The following is a 17854-nucleotide window of genomic DNA, read 5'->3' on the forward strand; positions in this document are numbered from 1 at the left end:
TAAAACCATAGGTAAGTGGCACCATTGATACATGAACCAAAAGCCGCTCACAGGATCGAATCTTGACCCTACTTCAGCCCCTCACACGTCTTCCACGCCTGAAGGGGAACGTGAACTCGCCGCATATATTGCCGAGCATATAGCTGAGGTAGAGGAAGAGACTCCCAACGAGGTGCTCGAACCACTACCTGATGATAGGTTTGCGGATCGCGAACTTTCGTGGCTGGCTTTTAATGAGCGCGTTCTTGAACTCGCAGAAGACACCACCCTACCGCTGCTAGAACGTGTACGTTTTGCTGCAATCTTTGCGTCGAACTTAGACGAATACTTTATGGTTCGAGTTGCTGGTTTAAAACGACGTATCGCTACCGGGCTTGCTGTTACTTCCGCCTCTGGATACTCGCCTAGGCAAACACTGGAACTGATTTCTGCACGCGCCCAAGAACTTATGGCTCGGCACGCCAAAGTATTTGAGTCGCATCTCGTTCCTTCTCTTGCTGGCGAAGGCATCACTATTGTGCGCCTTGATGACCTGTCTGATCAGGAAAAAGATCGGTTACACAAGTTCTTCCGTAAACACATCTTCCCCGTGTTAACGCCTCTAGCGGTAGACCCAGCACACCCTTTCCCATACATTTCTGGGCTGTCGTTGAACCTTGCTGTCATGCTGTCGAACCCAGCAACAGGCAAAGAGCACTTTGCCCGAGTTAAGGTTCCGCCTCTGTTGCCACGCTTCATTGCCGTGGACGAAAAAGGCCGCCCGAGTGCACCAGACACCCAAACTTTAGATAAGGGTGCGACCTCTTTTGTTCCACTTGAGGACATCATCGCCCACCACTTGGACTATCTATTCCCCGGGATGGACATCACCGAATATCACACGTTCCGTGTGACAAGGAACGAAGATGTCGAGGTCGAAGAAGACGACGCAGAAAACCTCCTCAAAGCGATGGAGAAAGAACTGCTACGCCGACGCTTCGGCCCTCCCGTGCGGTTGGAGCTCGCGAAGGGCGTTTCGAGTCGTATTCGTCGTCTCTTGATGCGTGAATTACGGATCACCGCTGAAGACGTTTTTGTCCTCCCCGCGCCGCTTGACCTCACCGGTTTACACCTTATTGCCGACCTAGACCGCTCCGACCTGCACTATCCTGCGTTTGTTCCTACAACAAACCGTCAACTCGCAGAAGTAGAAAGCGCTACCCCAACAGACATTTTTGAGGTTATTCGCCGCCGCGACGTACTGCTGCACCACCCGTACGATTCGTTCTCAACCTCGGTGCAAACCTTCCTTGAGCAGGCTGCCGCTGATCCTGACGTGTTAGCGATCAAACAAACGCTATACCGCACTTCAGGTGACTCCCCTATCGTCGACGCACTCATTGATGCTGCCGAAGCAGGCAAGCAGGTCCTTGCGCTCGTCGAAATTAAAGCTCGCTTTGACGAGCAAAACAACATTTCGTGGGCACGCAAACTTGAACAGGCTGGCGTGCACGTTGTGTACGGCATCGTCGGATTAAAAACTCACTGCAAGTTATCCCTTGTGGTGCGTCAAGAAGCAGACGGATTACGCCGGTACTGCCACGTTGGTACCGGAAACTACAATCCCAAAACTGCCCGCCTCTACACCGACCTTGGTCTCCTCACCTGTGACGCTGATGTTGGCCAAGACCTCACCCGCTTGTTCAACCAACTCTCCGGATATGCTCCTCAGTCGCAGTTCCACCGTCTGCTAGTGGCGCCGCGAACTGTCCGAACGGGTTTGATCGCACGTATTGATCGCGAAGCGGAAGCTGCCCGTCGCGGTTTACCTGCGTGGGTCAAAATTAAAGTGAACTCGATTGTTGACGAGCAAACAATCGATGCCCTCTACCGTGCTTCTCAAGCAGGCGTGAAGATTGACCTTATTGTTCGCGGTATTTGCGCTCTACGTCCCGGGGTTCCTGGGCTCAGCGAAACCATTCGGGTCCATTCAATTTTGGGTCGTTTCCTTGAGCACTCTCGTATTTATGCTTTCGCGAATGCACTCGGATCTTCAGACGACAACCAGTGGGTTTTGCCTGGTTCTGCGCACGTTGAAGGACTACCAGACGTATTTATTGGTTCGGCAGACCTCATGCACAGGAACCTTATTCGACGGGTGGAAGCCCTCGTGTCTATCGGGGATGAATCTCAAATTCATGGCCTGATTTCGCTGCTTGACCGTTCCATGTCAGACGACATTTCGGCGTGGCAGCTTGGTCCAGATGATTCCTGGACACGTAAGAACGTTGACGACAACAAGGATGCTCTTGCCGATCTGCAAGCAGAACTTATTACACGTCAACGTAAACGACAAACGCTAGGACTCTAGTGGCATTAGATAGTCCCAAAAAGAAAGTCCAAGGCGGGCGGGTGCGCGGCGTTACTGGCGTCGCGAGCCCCGCCTTGGAAAACACTCCAGTCATTGAATGTGCTGGAGCGGTCATCTGGCGTATTCAAGACGCCGAATTGCAAGTGTTGCTCATCCACCGGCCTAGATATGACGACTGGTCATGGCCGAAAGGGAAAGTCGACCCCGGCGAGACGTTAGCGGCAGCTGCCGTGCGTGAAGTCAAAGAAGAAACCGGGAAATTTGTTGCACTTGGTATTGCTCTACCAGGGCTGCAATATATTACCCCTGAAGGTGCACTCAAACGGGTGCACTATTGGTCGGCTCGGGTCATCAAGAAAAATGATGCTTCTGTTATCGCACGTGCTCCAGTCAGTGACGTGGACGAGACTGAAGTAGATGCAAGTAAGTGGTTCTCAGCGAAGGAAGCGGCACGTAAACTTTCCCGTGCTGCCGACAAGACACCACTTGCTGCTCTAGTGAAAGCCCACAATCAGGGCATGCTTGATACACACGTTTTAGCGATAGCTCGGCACGGTAAAGCGCTTGCCCGATCGCAGTGGAACGGCGGAGAGAGTAATCGTCCGCTCACCCCTGTGGGCACGGCACAAGCTGTTGCACTTGTACCTGTGCTTGCCGCGTTTGGGATCTCGAACATTGTTACGAGTGAGTGGAAACGCTGCTCTGACACTATCCGCCCCTATGAGGAAGCTGCCGGGGTATTAAGCGCAGAATCTGATTTATTCACTGAGGCAAGCCACGAACGTGACCCAAAAGCGGTTGCTGCTGCGGTAACAAAGCTCGTGCACTCTGATGCGCCTTCTGTCTTGTGTACACACAGGCCGGTGCTCCCTACCCTGTTTAAGACGATGGGAAAGTCCACGCCCGACGAGACTGTTCGTAAGGCATACCCTAAAGCGGACCCATATCTTGCCCCCGGTGAGATACTCATCGCGCACATCAAGCTCGATGACGAAGGCAATGATCCGCACATCGTCGGGTTAGAAACTATCCGCCCCACCTTGCATTAGCCTCTGCCTCATCTAAGGGCAACAACGAAAAGCCCCACAACACTCGCTATGGTGTCGTGGGGCTTTTCGTATAAACGTTTCACGTCTTACGTCAATATCGGACTCAAAATGAAGTAGAAGATCGCCGAAACAAGGGCAGCGGCAGGCAACGTCAACACCCACGCCATCACAATGTTTTTAGCCATTCCCCAGCGCACCGCTGACAGACGTTTTGTTGCACCCACACCCATGATTGCGGTGGTTACCGTGTGCGTCGTAGACACAGGCGCGTGCATACCCATCGCCATCACGTACAGCACCAGCGCTGAAACGGATTCTGCGACGAAGCCACGTGGTGGGTCAACCTCAATAATTTTGCGACCTAAGGTCCGCATGATGCGTCCACCACCGGCAGCGGTACCTGCAGAAATTGCGGCAGCAGCAGCGATCTTAATCCACAACGGGATGATGTCGCCTTTATCGGCCCAACCCACCGTGTATGCAGCCATAAAAATGACACCCATTGTTTTTTGGGCGTCTTGCAAACCATGCCCTAAAGCGAGGGCAGCAGCCGAAGCAGTTTGTGCTATCCGGAATCTACGGTTCACTTTATTTGGCGCAGCTTTACGCAACAGCCACAGCACACCCACCATGATGATGTATGCGCCAAAGAAACCTATCAGTGGTGACACAATCATCGGCACCACAACTTTGCCGGCAACATGATCCCAGTAGACGCCAACACCAGCAGCGATACCAGCACCCACCAGCCCACCAATTAGGGCGTGCGTAGACGACGACGGCAAACCAAACCACCACGTAATAAGGTTCCACGTGATAGCACCAATAAGTGCCGCAATGATAACGACAAGCGCTAGATGGCCGCTCCCTGACGTTTGGGTGGCGTCTTCCAAGTGCACAATGTCGTTGGCGATTGTTGACGCGACAGCCGTACCCAGCATCGCTCCAACAAAGTTAAGCAAAGCAGCCAAAGCTAAAGCTGTTCGTGGTGTTAACGCGCGAGTCGACACAGATGTTGCTATAGCGTTTGCCGCATCGTGAAAGCCGTTGGTGAAGTCAAAACTGAGCGCGAGAATAACAACAAATACTGCGAGCGCGATTTCCACGAGGCTCAGGACTCCTTGAGCGCGATTGTTTCAACCATGTTTGCCACGGTCTCAAACGCGTCGGCCGCGTGCTCGAGGGTTTCGACGACCTCTTTGAGTTTCATCAACTGGATGGGGTCTTTTACGTCGTCGAACATTTGGGCCAGGAGTTTACGGTGGGCTTTGTCGGCTTGGTTTTCTAGCCGGTTGATTTCTACCCAGTAGTCTTCGAGGTCGCCCATGGCGCGTAGGTGTGGCATGGCGTCGAGGGTGAGTTCGGCGCAGCGTTGCAGGACGGCGATCTGGTCGGAGACTTTGCTGGGGATTTCATCGAGTTTGTACAACACGATGAGGTCTGCGGCCTCTTCCATGTAGTCCATGCAGTCGTCTAGTGCGGATGACAAGCCGGCGATGTCGTCGCGGTCTAGTGGGGTCACAAACGTCGAGTTGAGTTTGCGCATGATGGTGTGGGTTGCGTCGTCAGCGTCGTGTTCGGCTTCGCTGATGCGCTTCCCGATCGCCTTACGCTCGGATTTTGATGCTCCGAGTAGTTCACCTAATAGGTTTGCGCCAGTGACAAGGTGACTGGCTTGGTCCGCGAGTAGGTCAAAGAATGAGGTGTCACGCGGAGTGAAACTAAAGCGCACAGCAGGCTCCGTAAGAGTTAACTAGTGGTTGCATGGAATACAACAAAAGACTGTGATCACTAACCAGACTAGGGCAGGTGGGTGCGAAGTACACAACCGCTTGCCCAGCACTTTTAGTGTATTCCTTCGTTAACTAAGGGCAACATCTGCGAAAACACTCATGATGTGGGTCTGATGTCCCACGTTTTGAGTCTGCTATTTCACACTTTGTAAATAACAAAACGAACGCCGGACCGGGAGCGCCTCTCGGCGCGGGGCCGCTCGTAGCGGCTAAAGTTGGAGCCCGGGGCTACCGCAGCCCGACGTTCGCCCGTCTAGTTTACGCGCCTACGGCTGTCAGTGAAACCGTGGCTTGTTTAATCGAGGCGTTGGATGCGCCACAGTGCTGCGGCTTCCTCTAAATCTTCGGCAATCGCGATGAGGGAACGGGCAGTTTGCACCATCCTGCGGGCAGGGTTTTTTCCTTCTGAAGCATGCAGTCCGTGGGTGTCTGCTGAGTTGGCGGCATGTGTTGCCCCTACTGCGACGACTCGACAGAATGATGCGGCTCGTTCTAACGCGATAGCGAGGTCACCGTTGAAGAGGCCTGAGAGTACGGTGTCTGCGAGGTGTACGACGTCGTCGGGTAGTGGTGGTGAACTGACTCCGGCCACGACATGGAAGTATTCGGCGTTTGCTTCCCCTAACCGGTAGTGCAGTGCGAACACGTCTGGGTTTGCTCGTATCCAGTCCCGCAACACGTACATGCGCCAGAGCGCACCGGGCAGTGTGTTCGCTGGGGAGTCAGCCCACATTCCGGCAACGGCTTCGATGCCTTCTCGGTCGACGAGTGTGATGAGGCGTTCGAGGACGTCTGGGTCTGCGGATGCTCGTCCTCGTCGTACAACGACGTCTGCGGTCATGTATGCGATTTCTCCGACGGTTTGTGGGTCGGGGCCGCCGCTGATCGCATCCGTGTGGGCAGGGTCAAGCATCACAGGCCTGCGTGGTCGCGCACCTGAGGGGAGCCAGCGTTGCGAATTACTGGTCACGCGGTTTCTTCAAAGGTTAAGGAGACCGAGTTCATGCAGTATCGGTTTCCTGTGGGCGTGTGTGGGGCGTCGTCGAATACGTGCCCTAAGTGTGAGCCGCAGGACGCGCACAGCACTTCGGTGCGAACCATGCCGTGGGTTGTGTCTACGCGATGTTCAACAGCGTCGGTTGCGCCAGGTTCAAAGAAGCTTGGCCACCCGCAGTGTGCATCAAATTTTGAGTTGGAGCGAAAAAGTTCAGCCGAACATGCACGGCACCGGTATACGCCTTCGCGGTTTTCGTGGAGGAGGGCGCCAGTTCCGGGGCGTTCTGTTCCTGCCTGACGAAGCACCTGATATTCGAGCGGGTCGAGTTCGGTTTTCCATTCGTCTTCGCTTTTGTGGATTTTGTAGGTCATCGTTGCCCTTCTTCCTCGGTAGTAGCGTCCTATGCTGCTTCATGTCTCAACACGGCAGTTCCTCAATCTATTCCATATTGTGGGTTTGTGTTGTGTGTGGGCTGTTCTTCGCGTGAATATTCATCGCTTGTTCAAGAAACTGTGATGGAATCAGTGCGTGAACAGTGTCGAATCTTTCTTTAAAGAGTTGTGGCAGCAGATTTCTACGCCCACTGAACCGTTGAGTATGCAGGTCGCAGTCATTGTGGGTGCGGTCGTGTTGGCGCTTGTGGTGTTTCGTCCCACGTGGAAGGTGCTCCGTAACGTCATAACGATCGTGCATGAGGGTGCGCACGCGTTGGCGGCGTTACTTGTAGGACGAAAATTGGGTGCGATCACGCTGCATTCGGACACGTCAGGGTTGACTGTTACGCGCGGTAAGCCTCGCGGGTTCGGAATGATCTTGACCGCGTTTGCCGGTTATGTTGGGCCTGGTCTGCTCGGTTTGTTGTCTGCGTGGATAGTGTCGTTGGGGTACACGCTGGCGTGGGTGTGGGCTTTTGTGCTTGTCCTCATTTTGATGCTGTTCAAGATTCGTAACCTTTTTGGTGCGTGGAGTCTTGTTGCCACTGGTGCTGTTTTGGGTGGTGCAGCGTGGTTCTCCCCCGACGACGTGCGCGTGTACCTCGCATACGCGTTAACGTGGCTGTTCTTGTTGGGTGCGCCTCGCCCAGTGTTTGAATTGACTGCGATGCGTCGTCGTCAACGCACTGGAACAAGCGACGCGGATATGCTTGCGAAAATTTCGTGGCTGCCCGCCCCCGTATGGTTGTTCATTTTTGCTGTTGTCACGCTCGCTTGCTTGGCGGGTGGGGCACTTTTACTCGTCGGCTAAAGGTTTGGAGCATTCGTGGCTATTCCACAAATAATTTCGCATCGAGGTAACTCTTCTGTCGCTCCAGAGAACACGATGCCCGCGTTTGCGTCCGCGCTGAAAGCTGGCACGCAAAGCATCGAAATGGATATTGTTCGCACGCGCGACGACGTTGCAGTGATCATCCACGATGCGACCCTTGATGGAACAACTAACGGCCAGGGTGCTGTAGGAGACTTCACCCTTGATGAGGTGCAAGCATTAGATGCGGGCGGCTGGTTTTCTGACGCGTATGCTGGCGTGCGCATACCAACCTTCACGCAATTCGCTGCGCTCATGGCGCAGCACCCTGACGTGGAGATACTCCTCGAATTCAAAGGCGCATGGGATGTCCCGCATGTGCAACACATTGTGGATGTTGTTGCCGAACACAACGTGAGCGCCCAAACCATCTTGCAAAGCTTCAACCGGAAAAGCATTGAAGCGATGCTTGAAGTTGCCCCCGATGCGCGACGTGGCGTACTCATTTATGAAGATTTTGACGGTCTTGTTGAGCAGTGCGTCAAGGCAGGCATTTACACGATTAACCCCGATGTGCGGTACGTGCTGAAAGAACCTAGTTTTGTGCGTAAAGTTCATGACGCTGGCATGAAAGTGCAAGTGTGGACGGCCAACGACCCGCAGCAGTGGGAGCAGTTAGTGGAACTGCATGTGGACGGGATTATCACGGACAGCCCCGACCATCTTCGCGGCTGGATGATCGGCAAAAACTTTATGTGACGTACGCTGCTCTCTTTCGATTTTATTTTTCGGGGACTTATTGCGTATCCTTATTACTTGGTAGCACTCAACCGCTACCGTGGGCCTTTAGCTCAGCTGGCAGAGCATCGGACTTTTAATCCGCGGGTCCCGGGTTCGAGCCCCGGAGGGCCCACCGCGTAAAAAGCGCCTCCGACATCGCATGATGTCGGAGGCGCTTTTGTTTTATCCGCTGGTTTATTCACTATCTGGGCGCTGCACGCGGCGTTTACGTGGCCTAGCAGCATCCCAGGTGTCGATGGTTTCGGGCAGCCAGCCGCGGTATTTTCCTACCAGAGCGTCAGGCTCGGGAAGTTTATATTTATTCGCGGTGTCTACGGCTATCCCTAAACGTGCAGCGACTTCTTGAATGGAAAGGTAGTTGATCGTCACTGCTCACCCTTCCTGTTTCGTGTGGTATCTATCCCGATGAGTGCTGTGGCGATGATTGCGAGTGCCGCAGCAATGTTGTTGTCGCCTATCGCAAGGATTCCTGCGATGAGGGCAAATAGCCCTGCTGTGTTCTTGACTGTGTTCATATTGTTTTGAACAACTTAACAGCATTATTCGGGATTCACTGAACATTTCATGGCCATACGGTCGATAGGTCTGATTTACTAGGCAGGACCAATGATGGTAGTTGAACCTAGTTAGGAGTGTTGACTCGTGAGTCTTACTTTCACCGCAATCGACTTTGAAACAGCAAATGCATCCCGCGCTAGTGCGTGTTCTGTGGGATATACGGTTGTGCGCAACGGAAGAATCGTCGACACTCATCACTCCTTCATTTTTCCGCCGACAGGGAATGAGTTCACAAACACTCACATCCACGGAATCACATTCCAAGATGTTATTGACGCGCCAGCTTGGTCAACCGCAATGGAAAAAATGGTAGATGCTAATCCGTCGGCCCCTTTCATTGCCTATTCACATTTTGATAAAGGTGTATGGAATGCCGCGTGGGCTTTAGACGAGAATCCTGAGCCTCCCTCTCAGTTCCTCGATGCCCTTGTCTTGGTTAAGCACCACTTATCGCTTGCCCAGTACAAGCTCCCACTTGTCACACAACATTTAGGGCTCCCTGAGTTTGATCACCACAATGCTGCCGCTGATTCCCTTGCCTGCGCACAAATAGTGCTCAGTCTTTCCAACACGAAAAGCGCAGCGACTTTAGACGAGTTGTGGCCGAACAAAGCAGTAACAAATAACGCCCGCTACTGGGCGGGTAAGAAAACCCCGACAAAACCCACCCCAAATCCGGACGCGAACCCGAACCATCCGCTTTTTGGTCAGGTCATTTGTTTCACAGGTTCGCTTCCGAGCATGGAACGCGCTGAAGCTTTCGCTGCTTGTGCGGCGGTAGGGGCGATAGTCGTTACTGGAGTCACCTTAAAAACCACACTGGTAGTACAAGGCGACTATGTGCCTGGAGTTCTCACTGGGCCGCTTTCTTCAAAGGCTCGTAAAGCCCTCGACATGGCTGATGCTGGGAAACCTATTCGCCTCATAGGCGAAGCAGAATTCCTGAGCTTGCTGCATTAAAACACCCCTGTGCAAAAACACGTAACTCATCTAGGAACACACCTATTTTTGGGTGTGCCACCAGTTCAGTATTCGTGTGGCGTAGAAGGTCAACCATGGTGATTCTTCGTTTTCTGGTACGTCAACGTTGAACCAGACTCGTCCTGGGTATGGGGTGTTTTGTATCCAGCGTCCTGACGAGTTTTGTGCGTGTTCGATGAGGTCTATTGCTTCGCTTAGCCGTGGGTCGTGTTCTTCGTCGTCGTGTAGCGCAGATTTCATGAAGTAGTCGGCTGCGCGTAGTGCGTTGTATTGCCATCGCATGGGGTATGTGAAGTGGCTGACCCATGGCGACACGTAGTCGCCCGTGGTGAGGCGGTATAACAGGTGACGTTTGAGGAGGTATTCCTCTCCGGCTTTTCGCACCTCAAATGTGCGGGTGTCTCCCGTGTAGCTTTCGTATTCTAGTAGCCCAATAAGGGCGTTGAGTGTGGAGTGGTAGGACGCCCGTGTTGAGCCTTCAACCCATTCGCAGTTCCAGCCGCCTTCGTCCATGCTGTGTTTGATGAACCAGTGTGCAAGGTGGCTCATGTCGGTGCCGAGCCATGCGCCGTTTGCGAGTGTGCTGGCGTTGATGCATACGTCGACTTCGCCGTCCCAGTAGCGTGCGTTGTTGTATTCCCAGCGGCTGTTTGCTTGGAGTTTTTCAACGGTCCCGGCGAGGTTTTCTGCGGGTAGGCCCCATTCTCGCAGTGTGTTTAATGTCCAGGATGTTGCCGTGTATGGTTGGCCTGCGTGTGGGTGGGCTTCTGGTCCTTCAAAGTCGAAGTCGTGGGGGAAGAACGCTCCGCCTGCCCATTGTCCGTCGTCGTCTTGTGCATCGAGTAGGCGTTTTCCGTGGCCTTCGGTATTGATGCGCGCGCGGGTGGTCTGCCATATGTGGGGCGGGGCGTTTTGGAGGTCGCGTTCGACCTGCCACTTGAGTGTTGGGTCGGTGTCCAATAGCCAAGCGAGCATGTCCTGCGATAAAGCCATTGCTTCAGCCTACGACTGTACGGCCCCGTTATTCACCTGTTTTATATGGTGAGTTCATTCGCTGAGATGCGCTGCGCGTAAGCACATCTCAGCTGGTTTTAGTAGTAGACGGCTAAAGGCCCGTTGGGTCCGTCTACGCACTGCACGTTGGTGTTGAATACGCGGGTGAGGGTTTCAGATTTGAAGAGTTCTTGCGAAGTGCCAAACTCTGCGATTTGGCCGTCTTTTACTGCGCAGATACGGTCGGCATAGTGTCCAGCAAAGTTGATGTCGTGTAAGACGATGACGACGGTTCGGCCGAGGTCGTCGGCGACTTTGCGTAGGTGTTGCATCATTTGCACGGAGTGTTTCATGTCGAGGTTGTTGAGTGGCTCGTCAAGAAGCACGTAGTCGGTGTCTTGGCAGAGCACCATGGCCACGTAGGCGCGTTGGCGCTGTCCGCCGGAGAGTTGGTCGAGGTAGCGGTCTTGAAGGTCTTCGAGTTCAAAGAACCTGATTGATCGCGTGATGATTTCTTCGTCGAGTTTGTTGAGTCGGCCTTTAGAGTATGGGAATCGTCCGAAGGCGACGAGTTGCCGGACGGTGAGGCGGGTGACGAAGTGGTTTTCTTGCCGCAGGATGGACACGATTTTTGCGAGGTCTTTTGATTTGGTTGTGGCGACGTCGTAACCTGCGATTTCGATGCTTCCTGAGTCAGCGCCGAGGAGCCTACCGATGATGGTGAGTAGGGTGGATTTTCCTGCTCCGTTTGGTCCCACGAGTGCGGTGATGCCGCCTTTGGGGATTTGCACGTCAACGGGCCCGATGGTTACCTCGCTGCTGTAGTCCTTTCGGACTGCTTTGAGTTCAATCACAGTCTGCCCTTTCTGAGGATGACGGCTAGGAAGACGAGTCCACCGACTGCTTCGATGATGATTGAGACTGCGCCTTCGGCGTAGAAAATGTTTTTCAAGACGAAGTATGAGCCGGCTAATACTACAAAACCTGTGAGCACGGCGATTGGGAACACGTATTTGTGGTCGTGTGTGCCAGCGAATTGGTAGGCCAAAATTGCGGTGAGGAACCCGAAGAAGGTCATGGGTCCGATGAGTGATGTTGAGACTGCCATCAGCACTGATACGAAGAACAGCACGATGATGACTTCGCGTTTGTGGTTGATGCCAAGGTTGGAGGTGACGTCTCGTCCTAGTGCGGTGACGTTGAGTCGGCGTGATCTCCAGTAGAGGAATCCGGCAGCCGCAATGCACAGTGGGATTGCGAGTGGGAAGTAGGATGCGTCTGCGTTAGCTACGGAGCCGAAGAGTCGTGCGGTGAGGACGTCGAATTCGCTTGGGGTGAGGAGTCGTTGCATAAAGGTGGAGATTGAGCGCAGTCCTCCCCCGATGACGATTCCAACGAGCAGCATGACTTGCAGGTTGGCGTATTTTCCGGTGAGCAGCCATCCGTAGAGCAGCAGGGAGAACACGACCATGAGCGCTACTTGCAGGGAGAATTGTGCGAGTCCTTGGAGTGCAACGACTCCGGCGATTCCCATGAAGTAGACCGCGGAGGTTTGTACGGCCACATACAGCGCTTCGAATCCCAAGATGGATGGGGTGATGATGCGGTTGTTGGTGACTGTTTGGAATGCGATGGTGGCTACTGCTTGGCAGATAACGACGACGAGGATGACGACGAGGCTGGTTGCTCGTAGTTCTGCGATGCGCCAGAAGCCTTGGGTGCCGTAGGGCATGGGGTTTCCCCATGCGAGGATTGCTCCTGCGAATAGCACGGAGAGCACGCTGAGTACGGCGATGAGGATCCAGTATGTGCGTCGTTTTTTTGCGGAGCTGAATGATCCTGTTGGGCGTCCGTCGATGATGGGCGCTTCTATTTTGAGTGGGGCGGTATCAAGCATTGCGGCGGCTCCTTACGAGGAGTGCGACGAACACGATTGAGCCGACGATTCCTAGGATGAGCGAGACGGGCACTTCGAACGGTGCGATGATGGTGCGTCCGATGAGGTCGCAGACGGTCACGATTGCAATGCCGAGTAGGCACACCCAGGGCAGGTTTGAGCGTAGGTCGTCTCCGCGAATCATGGAGACGACGTTGGGGACGATGAGGCCGAGGAAGGGTAGGTTTCCGACGACTACGGTGACCACGCCGGTTGCGATGGCGATGAGCATCGTTCCGATGAGGATGATGCGGTTGTAGTTGAGTCCTACGTTTGTGGCGATGTCTTCGCCGAGTCCTGCGACTGTGAATCGGTCTGCGGCGATGAAGATGAGGACTGCGATGAGTGCGACAATCCAGAGCACTTCGTATTGCCCGCGCAGGACTGAGGTGAAGCTTCCCGCGAACCAGATGCCGAGGCTTTGCAGCATGTCTGTGGAGAGTGCAATATATGTGGTGATGGCCCCTACAACTGCGCCGAGCATGATTCCCACGATGGGCACTATCAGTGATGACGTGAGTGAGACTCTGCGCAGGAAGAGGAAGAAGACCATTGTTCCGATGAAGGCTGCAACGACTGCGCCAATCATTCTGGTAGTTAGATTTGCACCGGGAAAAAGGATCATAACGAGGATGAGCCCGAGGCCTGCCCACTCTGTTGTACCTGTGGTTGTTGGTTCAACGAATCGGTTTTGGGTGAGAAGTTGCATGACAAGCCCGGACATTGCCATTGCTGCGCCTGCGAGCACGAGCGCTATGGTGCGTGGGATTCTGGTGATCTCGAATATTTCTTTTCCGAATTCACCATCGAAGATGTTGTACACACCGGTAAAGAGTGAGACGACGAGGAGTGCGAGTACTGCGAGTATGCCGAGGAGTAGTTTCCAGTCGAAGAGTTTTTTCCTTGTGTTCTGGATTGTATCGTCGAGTGCGGGCGGTGCGCTCATGTGTGAACTTTCGTCGTTTTTACAGCGGGACCCCGCCACTAAGTGTTGGACTTAGTGGCGGGGTTTGTTCAGCGTCAAATGTTACTTGGATTGTTCTAGCAGATCTGCGATTGCGTTGAAGAATTCAGTGTAAGTTTGGATGCCTTCGTTGAGGTATGTGTCTTCTGGCATGTAGACAACTTGAGCACTCTTAACTGCATTGACGTTTTTGAGGGCTTCTGAACCTTCAATAACCTCTGCTGCTGGTTGATAGTTTGCTTCTTTTTCAGTGAAGGCCGCATCACGGTCCATAACGAGGATGAGATCAGGGTTTGATTTCGCGATTGCTTCGACTGAGATGTCATCGCCTTGATGATCATCTGAGCCTTCAATTTCTAGTGCTGGTGTGAAGCCAAAGATGTCGAAGAGTGGGCCAAGCGTACGTCCGTTTGTTGGTGCTACGTAGCCAATTTCTCCGCCAGACACGGTTGCTGCAAGTACTTTTGATTCTGGCTTGTATGCGGCTTTCACTCGAGCAATTGATGCGTCGAGTGCTGCGTTGAGTTCTTCTGCTTCTTTTTGCTTACCGAATACTTCACCGAGAACTGTGGTTTGGCGTTTGAGTTCTGCATCAAAGGCTTCCCCCTCGCGTGGGTCTAGCGTCAAGATTGTTGCATCTGGAACTAGTGAAGCGATTTTTTCTTGGTGGCTTGCAAAACGTTGTCCGTTAATGATGAGTTGTGGGTCGACTGCTACAACTGCTTCAAGGTTTGGCTCATGGTGCAAACCAAGGTCAACGATTTCTTTGTTTGTTTTGTATGACACAGAGTCGTGCATGAGCGCGACGGCACCAGCAGCAAGATCAATGTCCCAGTCGGACAGGGTTTCGAAAGTACGGTTGTCTGTTGCGACAACTGAGGTTAGGGGGAGGTCAATGGTGTGTGATCCGTTGTTGTCTTCGATGGTGACGGAAGACCCGGAGGCTACTTCTGCTTTTTCGTCTGCTTTGGAGCTTGCGCATGCGGTGAGCGCTAGTGCTGCGATGGCACTGAATGCGATTCCACGGTACAGGCGGTTGCGGGTCATCGACTTTTCCTTTTCTCGGATTCTTGGTGGGGTTGCGGGCGCTAATTCCCTCTTCCCGCTCGATGGTTAGCCTAACCTAACTCATTTAAGAAACAACAGCGTTGTTTATAGAAAATGAGATAAGGATAGGCATTCACACATACCAAAACCCTGAAAAATGGCTAAAAATCAACGGTTTCCACACCGCAACCACCTGCTGTGAGGTGCCTCACTAGACTCCTGCTGGGGCTTTCTCCACCTGCGTATCCGTATTGTGCGCAGCCTCTAAGCCAAGACGTTTAGCATCTTTACGAGCAAGTTGCGCAACCATGGCAAGCCACTTCTCACGCTTTTGTGGCGTCGAAGTGCGCACTGGAGAAAAATACGTTGCCCCAACAGGCCGAATACCCACATAACGCATAAGCGCACGCTTTAACGATGCTCCCACTGCATTGCGGTACCACAGCGCGTTCCACAAAGGCGGCGCATCCATCGTCGAAATAATTCGACCGGTTTTACCGCTAAGCAGCCCCTTCGGGAACTTATCGGAGTAATCAAAACCGAAACCAGAAAGAAAAGTCTCATCGATGAACGACTTCATGACGCCCGGGTAAAGACCCCACCACTGAGGGAACACCCACACAATATGGTCAGCATTTTCAATGAGTGCCATATTTTTCTGTTGATCAGTTCGCAAGTGTTCACGACCAGATCGGGCACTTAGCTGCGCCCGCTGCGGCTGCACTGCAGGTGTTTCTTGCGCTAAATCAATAACGTCAACCTGTGCAGTATCTGCAAAAGAATCAATATATGTGCGTGCGATGCTGTGATTAAGCGAGTCAGAAATCGGGTGTCCGATAATCACAAGAACACGAGGAGTTTTAGACATAGAAAACCTCACTGGGTATGAACAGCATGAATAAGTCAGTGTGCGGAATTACTGGCATTGCGCGTCGTTCAGCGACTCTTCGAGCGCTTCAACCATCGCCCCCATGAGTTGAGCCATAAGCACCGGATCAAAACCAGCGCGAGTTCGCGCAAGCACGTTCCGCAACTCGTTTTCCAGTTCCGGCGATGCCTGCTCGACGAGTTGCGCCGCGCGAGGAGTCGTCGTCAGCATCAACTTTCGACCGTTTTTGGGATCCTGCACGACTCGCACGAGCCCTGCTTTCTCAAGCGCGGGAAGCCGCTTTGACACGGCAGCGCGGGAAATATTGAGGCATTCGGCCAAGCTTGTTGCGTCCGTTGGCTCGGTGCGGCTCAATACGAGAAGCAGGACGTACTGGTGGTATGTCAGATCAAAATGGTGCCGTAAATATCTCTCTGCGAGCGCTTCAATGAGAAGTGAAGCGCGTTGCGTTGATTCGGCTAGGTCTTGACCTAAGCGGCTATCACAGCTGGCTTCTGAGGGGTTTGTTTCTTCCACACTGAACAGTTAACCCGTTGACAGTTGATTTGTCAACGGGTTAACTGTTCGGGTTGCTGGGCTAGAATGAGACAGTACGTATCGATATAAGGACAAACATGAGGACCTCGGTCCCCCCAACTCGTCACCAAAACTTGGTAAAAATTAGGGTGACCGTAAACCTTTCTTTTGGAGAAGCCCGTGCGCATTGGAGTACCCAAAGAATCAGCCGTTGATCAGCGGCTTGTCGCGGCCACACCAAAAACGATCGAACAACTCAACAAACTCGGCTATGACGTAGTCGTCGAAACAGGCGCTGGAGAACAAGCCAGCATCACCGACGAGTCCTACATTATTGCTGGGGCAACCATTGTTGAGGCTTCGGACGTGTGGCAGTCAGACATCGTCATCACCGTTGACGCCCCCGCTCTGTCTCAACTGGCAGACATGAAAAAAGAGGCAGTTCTGATCTCCCGCCTCGACCCCGACGAATCCCCCACATTCGTGACCGCAGCACGAGACTCCGGCATCACCGCCCTAAACCTCATGTCGGTGCCTCGCATCTCGCGCGCTCAAGCGCTTGATGTTCTTTCAACCATGTCAAACGTGTCGGGTTACCGCGGCATTATCGAAGCCGCTGAAGCCTACGCTGGCATGTTTGGCGGGCAAGTAACTGCCGCCGGTTCTACCCCACCAGCCCGAGTCTTTGTGATCGGTGCAGGTGTCGCAGGTCTTGCAGCACTTGGCGCAGCAGGTTCACTCGGTGCAGAAGTTCGCGCCTACGATGTGCGCTCGGACGTTGCAGAGCAAATCGAATCCATGGGTGCAACCTACGTCTCCGTGGATGCTGCCGCACAAGAATCAGCTGACGGCTACGCGTCAACACTTACAGACGAGCAAGAAGCAGCAACGGCCAAGGTGTATGCCACGGAAAGCGCTGCAGCTGACGTGGTCGTAACAACTGCTTTGATCCGCGGTAAAGCCCCAATCACCATCACCGCCGAGATGGTTGCAGCCATGAAGCCCGGGTCAGTCATCGTTGACCTTGCCGCTTCTGGTGGGGGTAACTGTGAACTGACACAACCAGGCAAAAAAATTGTGACCGACAACGGTGTCACCATCATCGGTTACACCGACCTGCCCGGCCGCATGCCTAAACACACATCCCAGTTGTACGGCACCAACATCGTCAACCTGCTCAAACTCATGACGCCAGGTAAAGACGGCGAAATCGCCATCGACCTCGACGACGTTATTGTGCGCGGCATTACTGTCACCCACGACAACGACATTTTGTGGCCGCCACCGCCAGTACAAGTGTCCGCTGCTCCAACACCGCCACCTGCAACAGCGCCTGTTCCAGCTGTCACGGAAGCGCTGCCAGTGCAGCAGGCTCCAGCACCTAAGAAAAAGAACACGTCGCTGATCTGGTCGGGGATTGCCGCACTGGCTGTTATCGCAGCAGTGACCTTCTCAACGCCTTCCTTCACGTCGCACTTTACGGTGTTTGTGCTTGCCGTTGTGATTGGTTTCTACGTGATCTCAGGGGTCAGCCACGCGCTTCACACCCCGCTAATGGCGCAAACGAACGCAATTTCAGGGATCATCCTCGTGGGTGCACTCCTGCAATTAGGAAGCAACGACTGGGTCGTTACCGCTCTCGCGTTCTTTGCCGCCACGATAGCTTCGATCAACATCTTCGGTGGATTCTTGGTCACCGGACGCATGCTTGCAATGTTCAGAAAGGACGCATGAC

At 53.5% G+C, this 17854-nt stretch carries 19 protein-coding genes and 1 tRNA gene; 7 read left to right on the top strand and 13 right to left on the bottom strand.

Annotation, left to right across the window (positions count from 1 at the left end; all coding sequences use genetic code 11):
• The first annotated feature begins 31 nt into the window (after positions 1 to 31).
• Together ACR9EC_RS07640 and ACR9EC_RS07645 are read left to right on the top strand one after the other, a co-directional pair.
• Positions 32 to 2350 (top strand): RNA degradosome polyphosphate kinase, encoded by a 2319-nt coding sequence (locus ACR9EC_RS07640; RefSeq protein ID WP_435298641.1) that lies wholly within the window; start codon positions 32 to 34, stop codon positions 2348 to 2350.
• Complete coding sequence (locus ACR9EC_RS07645) at positions 2350 to 3399, top strand: NUDIX hydrolase (protein ID WP_435298642.1); 1050 nt, start codon at positions 2350 to 2352, stop codon at positions 3397 to 3399. Before ACR9EC_RS07640 ends, ACR9EC_RS07645 begins: the two co-directional genes overlap by 1 nt.
• Positions 3400 to 3485: 86 nt before the next feature.
• Here the strand turns inward: ACR9EC_RS07645 and ACR9EC_RS07650 are convergent, their stop codons facing one another.
• From ACR9EC_RS07650 to msrB, 4 genes are all read right to left on the bottom strand, one after another.
• The gene (locus tag ACR9EC_RS07650; RefSeq protein ID WP_435298643.1) at positions 3486 to 4505 is read right to left on the bottom strand and encodes an anion permease; all 1020 of its coding nucleotides are present in this window, start codon (positions 4503 to 4505) and stop codon (positions 3486 to 3488) included.
• A 5-nt stretch (positions 4506 to 4510) separates the two neighbouring features.
• Complete coding sequence (locus ACR9EC_RS07655) at positions 4511 to 5131, bottom strand: DUF47 domain-containing protein (RefSeq protein ID WP_435298644.1); 621 nt, start codon at positions 5129 to 5131, stop codon at positions 4511 to 4513.
• A 356-nt stretch (positions 5132 to 5487) separates the two neighbouring features.
• Positions 5488 to 6162: a hypothetical protein gene (locus ACR9EC_RS07660; protein ID WP_435298645.1), complete on the bottom strand. Its 675-nt coding sequence runs from the start codon at positions 6160 to 6162 to the stop codon at positions 5488 to 5490.
• Entirely contained in the window at positions 6159 to 6560 is a 402-nt protein-coding gene (gene msrB, locus ACR9EC_RS07665) for a peptide-methionine (R)-S-oxide reductase MsrB (RefSeq protein WP_435298646.1), read from the bottom strand. Before msrB ends, ACR9EC_RS07660 begins: the two co-directional genes overlap by 4 nt.
• Before the next feature lie 157 nt (positions 6561 to 6717).
• Here msrB and ACR9EC_RS07670 point away from each other — a divergent pair, with 157 nt between their 5' ends.
• The 3 genes from ACR9EC_RS07670 to ACR9EC_RS07680 all read left to right on the top strand — a co-directional run bounded on the left by ACR9EC_RS07670 (position 6718) and on the right by ACR9EC_RS07680 (position 8347).
• Positions 6718 to 7434: a M50 family metallopeptidase gene (locus ACR9EC_RS07670; RefSeq protein WP_435298647.1), complete on the top strand. Its 717-nt coding sequence runs from the start codon at positions 6718 to 6720 to the stop codon at positions 7432 to 7434.
• A 15-nt stretch (positions 7435 to 7449) separates the two neighbouring features.
• The gene (locus tag ACR9EC_RS07675; protein WP_435298648.1) at positions 7450 to 8193 is read left to right on the top strand and encodes a glycerophosphodiester phosphodiesterase; all 744 of its coding nucleotides are present in this window, start codon (positions 7450 to 7452) and stop codon (positions 8191 to 8193) included.
• Positions 8194 to 8274: 81 nt separating this feature from the next.
• Positions 8275 to 8347 (top strand) — tRNA-Lys (locus tag ACR9EC_RS07680).
• A gap of 62 nt (positions 8348 to 8409) precedes the next feature.
• Here the strand turns inward: ACR9EC_RS07680 and ACR9EC_RS07685 are convergent.
• Together ACR9EC_RS07685 and ACR9EC_RS07690 are read right to left on the bottom strand one after the other, a co-directional pair.
• Positions 8410 to 8604, bottom strand: coding sequence for a helix-turn-helix transcriptional regulator (locus ACR9EC_RS07685; protein ID WP_435298649.1), 195 nt, complete (start codon positions 8602 to 8604; stop codon positions 8410 to 8412).
• Complete coding sequence (locus tag ACR9EC_RS07690) at positions 8601 to 8750, bottom strand: hypothetical protein (RefSeq protein ID WP_435298650.1); 150 nt, start codon at positions 8748 to 8750, stop codon at positions 8601 to 8603. Before ACR9EC_RS07690 ends, ACR9EC_RS07685 begins: the two co-directional genes overlap by 4 nt.
• Positions 8751 to 8877: 127 nt before the next feature.
• Here ACR9EC_RS07690 and ACR9EC_RS07695 point away from each other — a divergent pair, with 127 nt between their 5' ends.
• Positions 8878 to 9753 carry an exonuclease domain-containing protein gene (locus ACR9EC_RS07695; protein WP_435298651.1) on the top strand — a complete coding sequence of 292 codons (876 nt, stop codon included), beginning with the start codon at positions 8878 to 8880 and terminating at the stop codon, positions 9751 to 9753.
• A gap of 42 nt (positions 9754 to 9795) precedes the next feature.
• Here ACR9EC_RS07695 and ACR9EC_RS07700 read toward each other — a convergent pair whose 3' ends face one another.
• From ACR9EC_RS07700 to ACR9EC_RS07730, 7 genes are all read right to left on the bottom strand, one after another.
• A complete protein-coding gene (locus ACR9EC_RS07700; protein WP_435298652.1) occupies positions 9796 to 10767 on the bottom strand; it encodes a squalene cyclase in 972 nt (323 codons plus the stop codon).
• Between the two features lie 98 nt (positions 10768 to 10865).
• Positions 10866 to 11621, bottom strand: coding sequence for an iron ABC transporter ATP-binding protein (locus ACR9EC_RS07705; protein ID WP_435298653.1), 756 nt, complete (start codon positions 11619 to 11621; stop codon positions 10866 to 10868).
• On the bottom strand, positions 11618 to 12664 hold the full coding sequence (locus tag ACR9EC_RS07710) for an iron chelate uptake ABC transporter family permease subunit (protein ID WP_435298654.1): 1047 nt from the start codon (positions 12662 to 12664) through the stop codon (positions 11618 to 11620). The genes ACR9EC_RS07705 and ACR9EC_RS07710 overlap by 4 nt, the downstream gene beginning before the upstream one ends.
• Positions 12657 to 13649 carry an ABC transporter permease gene (locus tag ACR9EC_RS07715; RefSeq protein ID WP_435298655.1) on the bottom strand — a complete coding sequence of 331 codons (993 nt, stop codon included), beginning with the start codon at positions 13647 to 13649 and terminating at the stop codon, positions 12657 to 12659. The genes ACR9EC_RS07710 and ACR9EC_RS07715 overlap by 8 nt, the downstream gene beginning before the upstream one ends.
• Before the next feature lie 81 nt (positions 13650 to 13730).
• The gene (locus ACR9EC_RS07720; protein WP_435298656.1) at positions 13731 to 14714 is read right to left on the bottom strand and encodes a siderophore ABC transporter substrate-binding protein; all 984 of its coding nucleotides are present in this window, start codon (positions 14712 to 14714) and stop codon (positions 13731 to 13733) included.
• A gap of 211 nt (positions 14715 to 14925) precedes the next feature.
• Positions 14926 to 15582: an NAD(P)H-dependent oxidoreductase gene (locus tag ACR9EC_RS07725; RefSeq protein WP_435298657.1), complete on the bottom strand. Its 657-nt coding sequence runs from the start codon at positions 15580 to 15582 to the stop codon at positions 14926 to 14928.
• 48 nt (positions 15583 to 15630) lie between these two features.
• Complete coding sequence (locus ACR9EC_RS07730; RefSeq protein ID WP_435298658.1) at positions 15631 to 16119, bottom strand: MarR family transcriptional regulator; 489 nt, start codon at positions 16117 to 16119, stop codon at positions 15631 to 15633.
• Between the two features lie 180 nt (positions 16120 to 16299).
• On the opposite strand from ACR9EC_RS07730, the gene ACR9EC_RS07735 reads away from it, so the two are divergent.
• Positions 16300 to 17853 carry a Re/Si-specific NAD(P)(+) transhydrogenase subunit alpha gene (locus ACR9EC_RS07735; RefSeq protein WP_435298659.1) on the top strand — a complete coding sequence of 518 codons (1554 nt, stop codon included), beginning with the start codon at positions 16300 to 16302 and terminating at the stop codon, positions 17851 to 17853.
• Position 17854: the final 1 nt, after the last annotated feature.

It is taken from the genome of Timonella sp. A28 (genome assembly GCF_051200815.1).
Lineage (GTDB): Bacteria > Actinomycetota > Actinomycetes > Actinomycetales > Cellulomonadaceae > Timonella.

Bases quoted from the DNA above. Each gene is read 5' to 3' on its own strand.
- msrB (WP_435298646.1), bottom strand. From the start codon at position 6,560: ATGACCTACAAAATCCACAAAAGCGAAGACGAATGGAAAACCGAACTC.
- ACR9EC_RS07720 (WP_435298656.1), bottom strand. From the start codon at position 14,714: ATGACCCGCAACCGCCTGTACCGTGGAATCGCATTCAGTGCCATCGCA.
- ACR9EC_RS07640 (WP_435298641.1), top strand. From the start codon at position 32: ATGAACCAAAAGCCGCTCACAGGATCGAATCTTGACCCTACTTCAGCC.
- ACR9EC_RS07690 (WP_435298650.1), bottom strand. From the start codon at position 8,750: ATGAACACAGTCAAGAACACAGCAGGGCTATTTGCCCTCATCGCAGGA.
- ACR9EC_RS07715 (WP_435298655.1), bottom strand. From the start codon at position 13,649: ATGAGCGCACCGCCCGCACTCGACGATACAATCCAGAACACAAGGAAA.
- ACR9EC_RS07700 (WP_435298652.1), bottom strand. From the start codon at position 10,767: ATGGCTTTATCGCAGGACATGCTCGCTTGGCTATTGGACACCGACCCA.
- ACR9EC_RS07710 (WP_435298654.1), bottom strand. From the start codon at position 12,664: ATGCTTGATACCGCCCCACTCAAAATAGAAGCGCCCATCATCGACGGA.
- ACR9EC_RS07725 (WP_435298657.1), bottom strand. From the start codon at position 15,582: ATGTCTAAAACTCCTCGTGTTCTTGTGATTATCGGACACCCGATTTCT.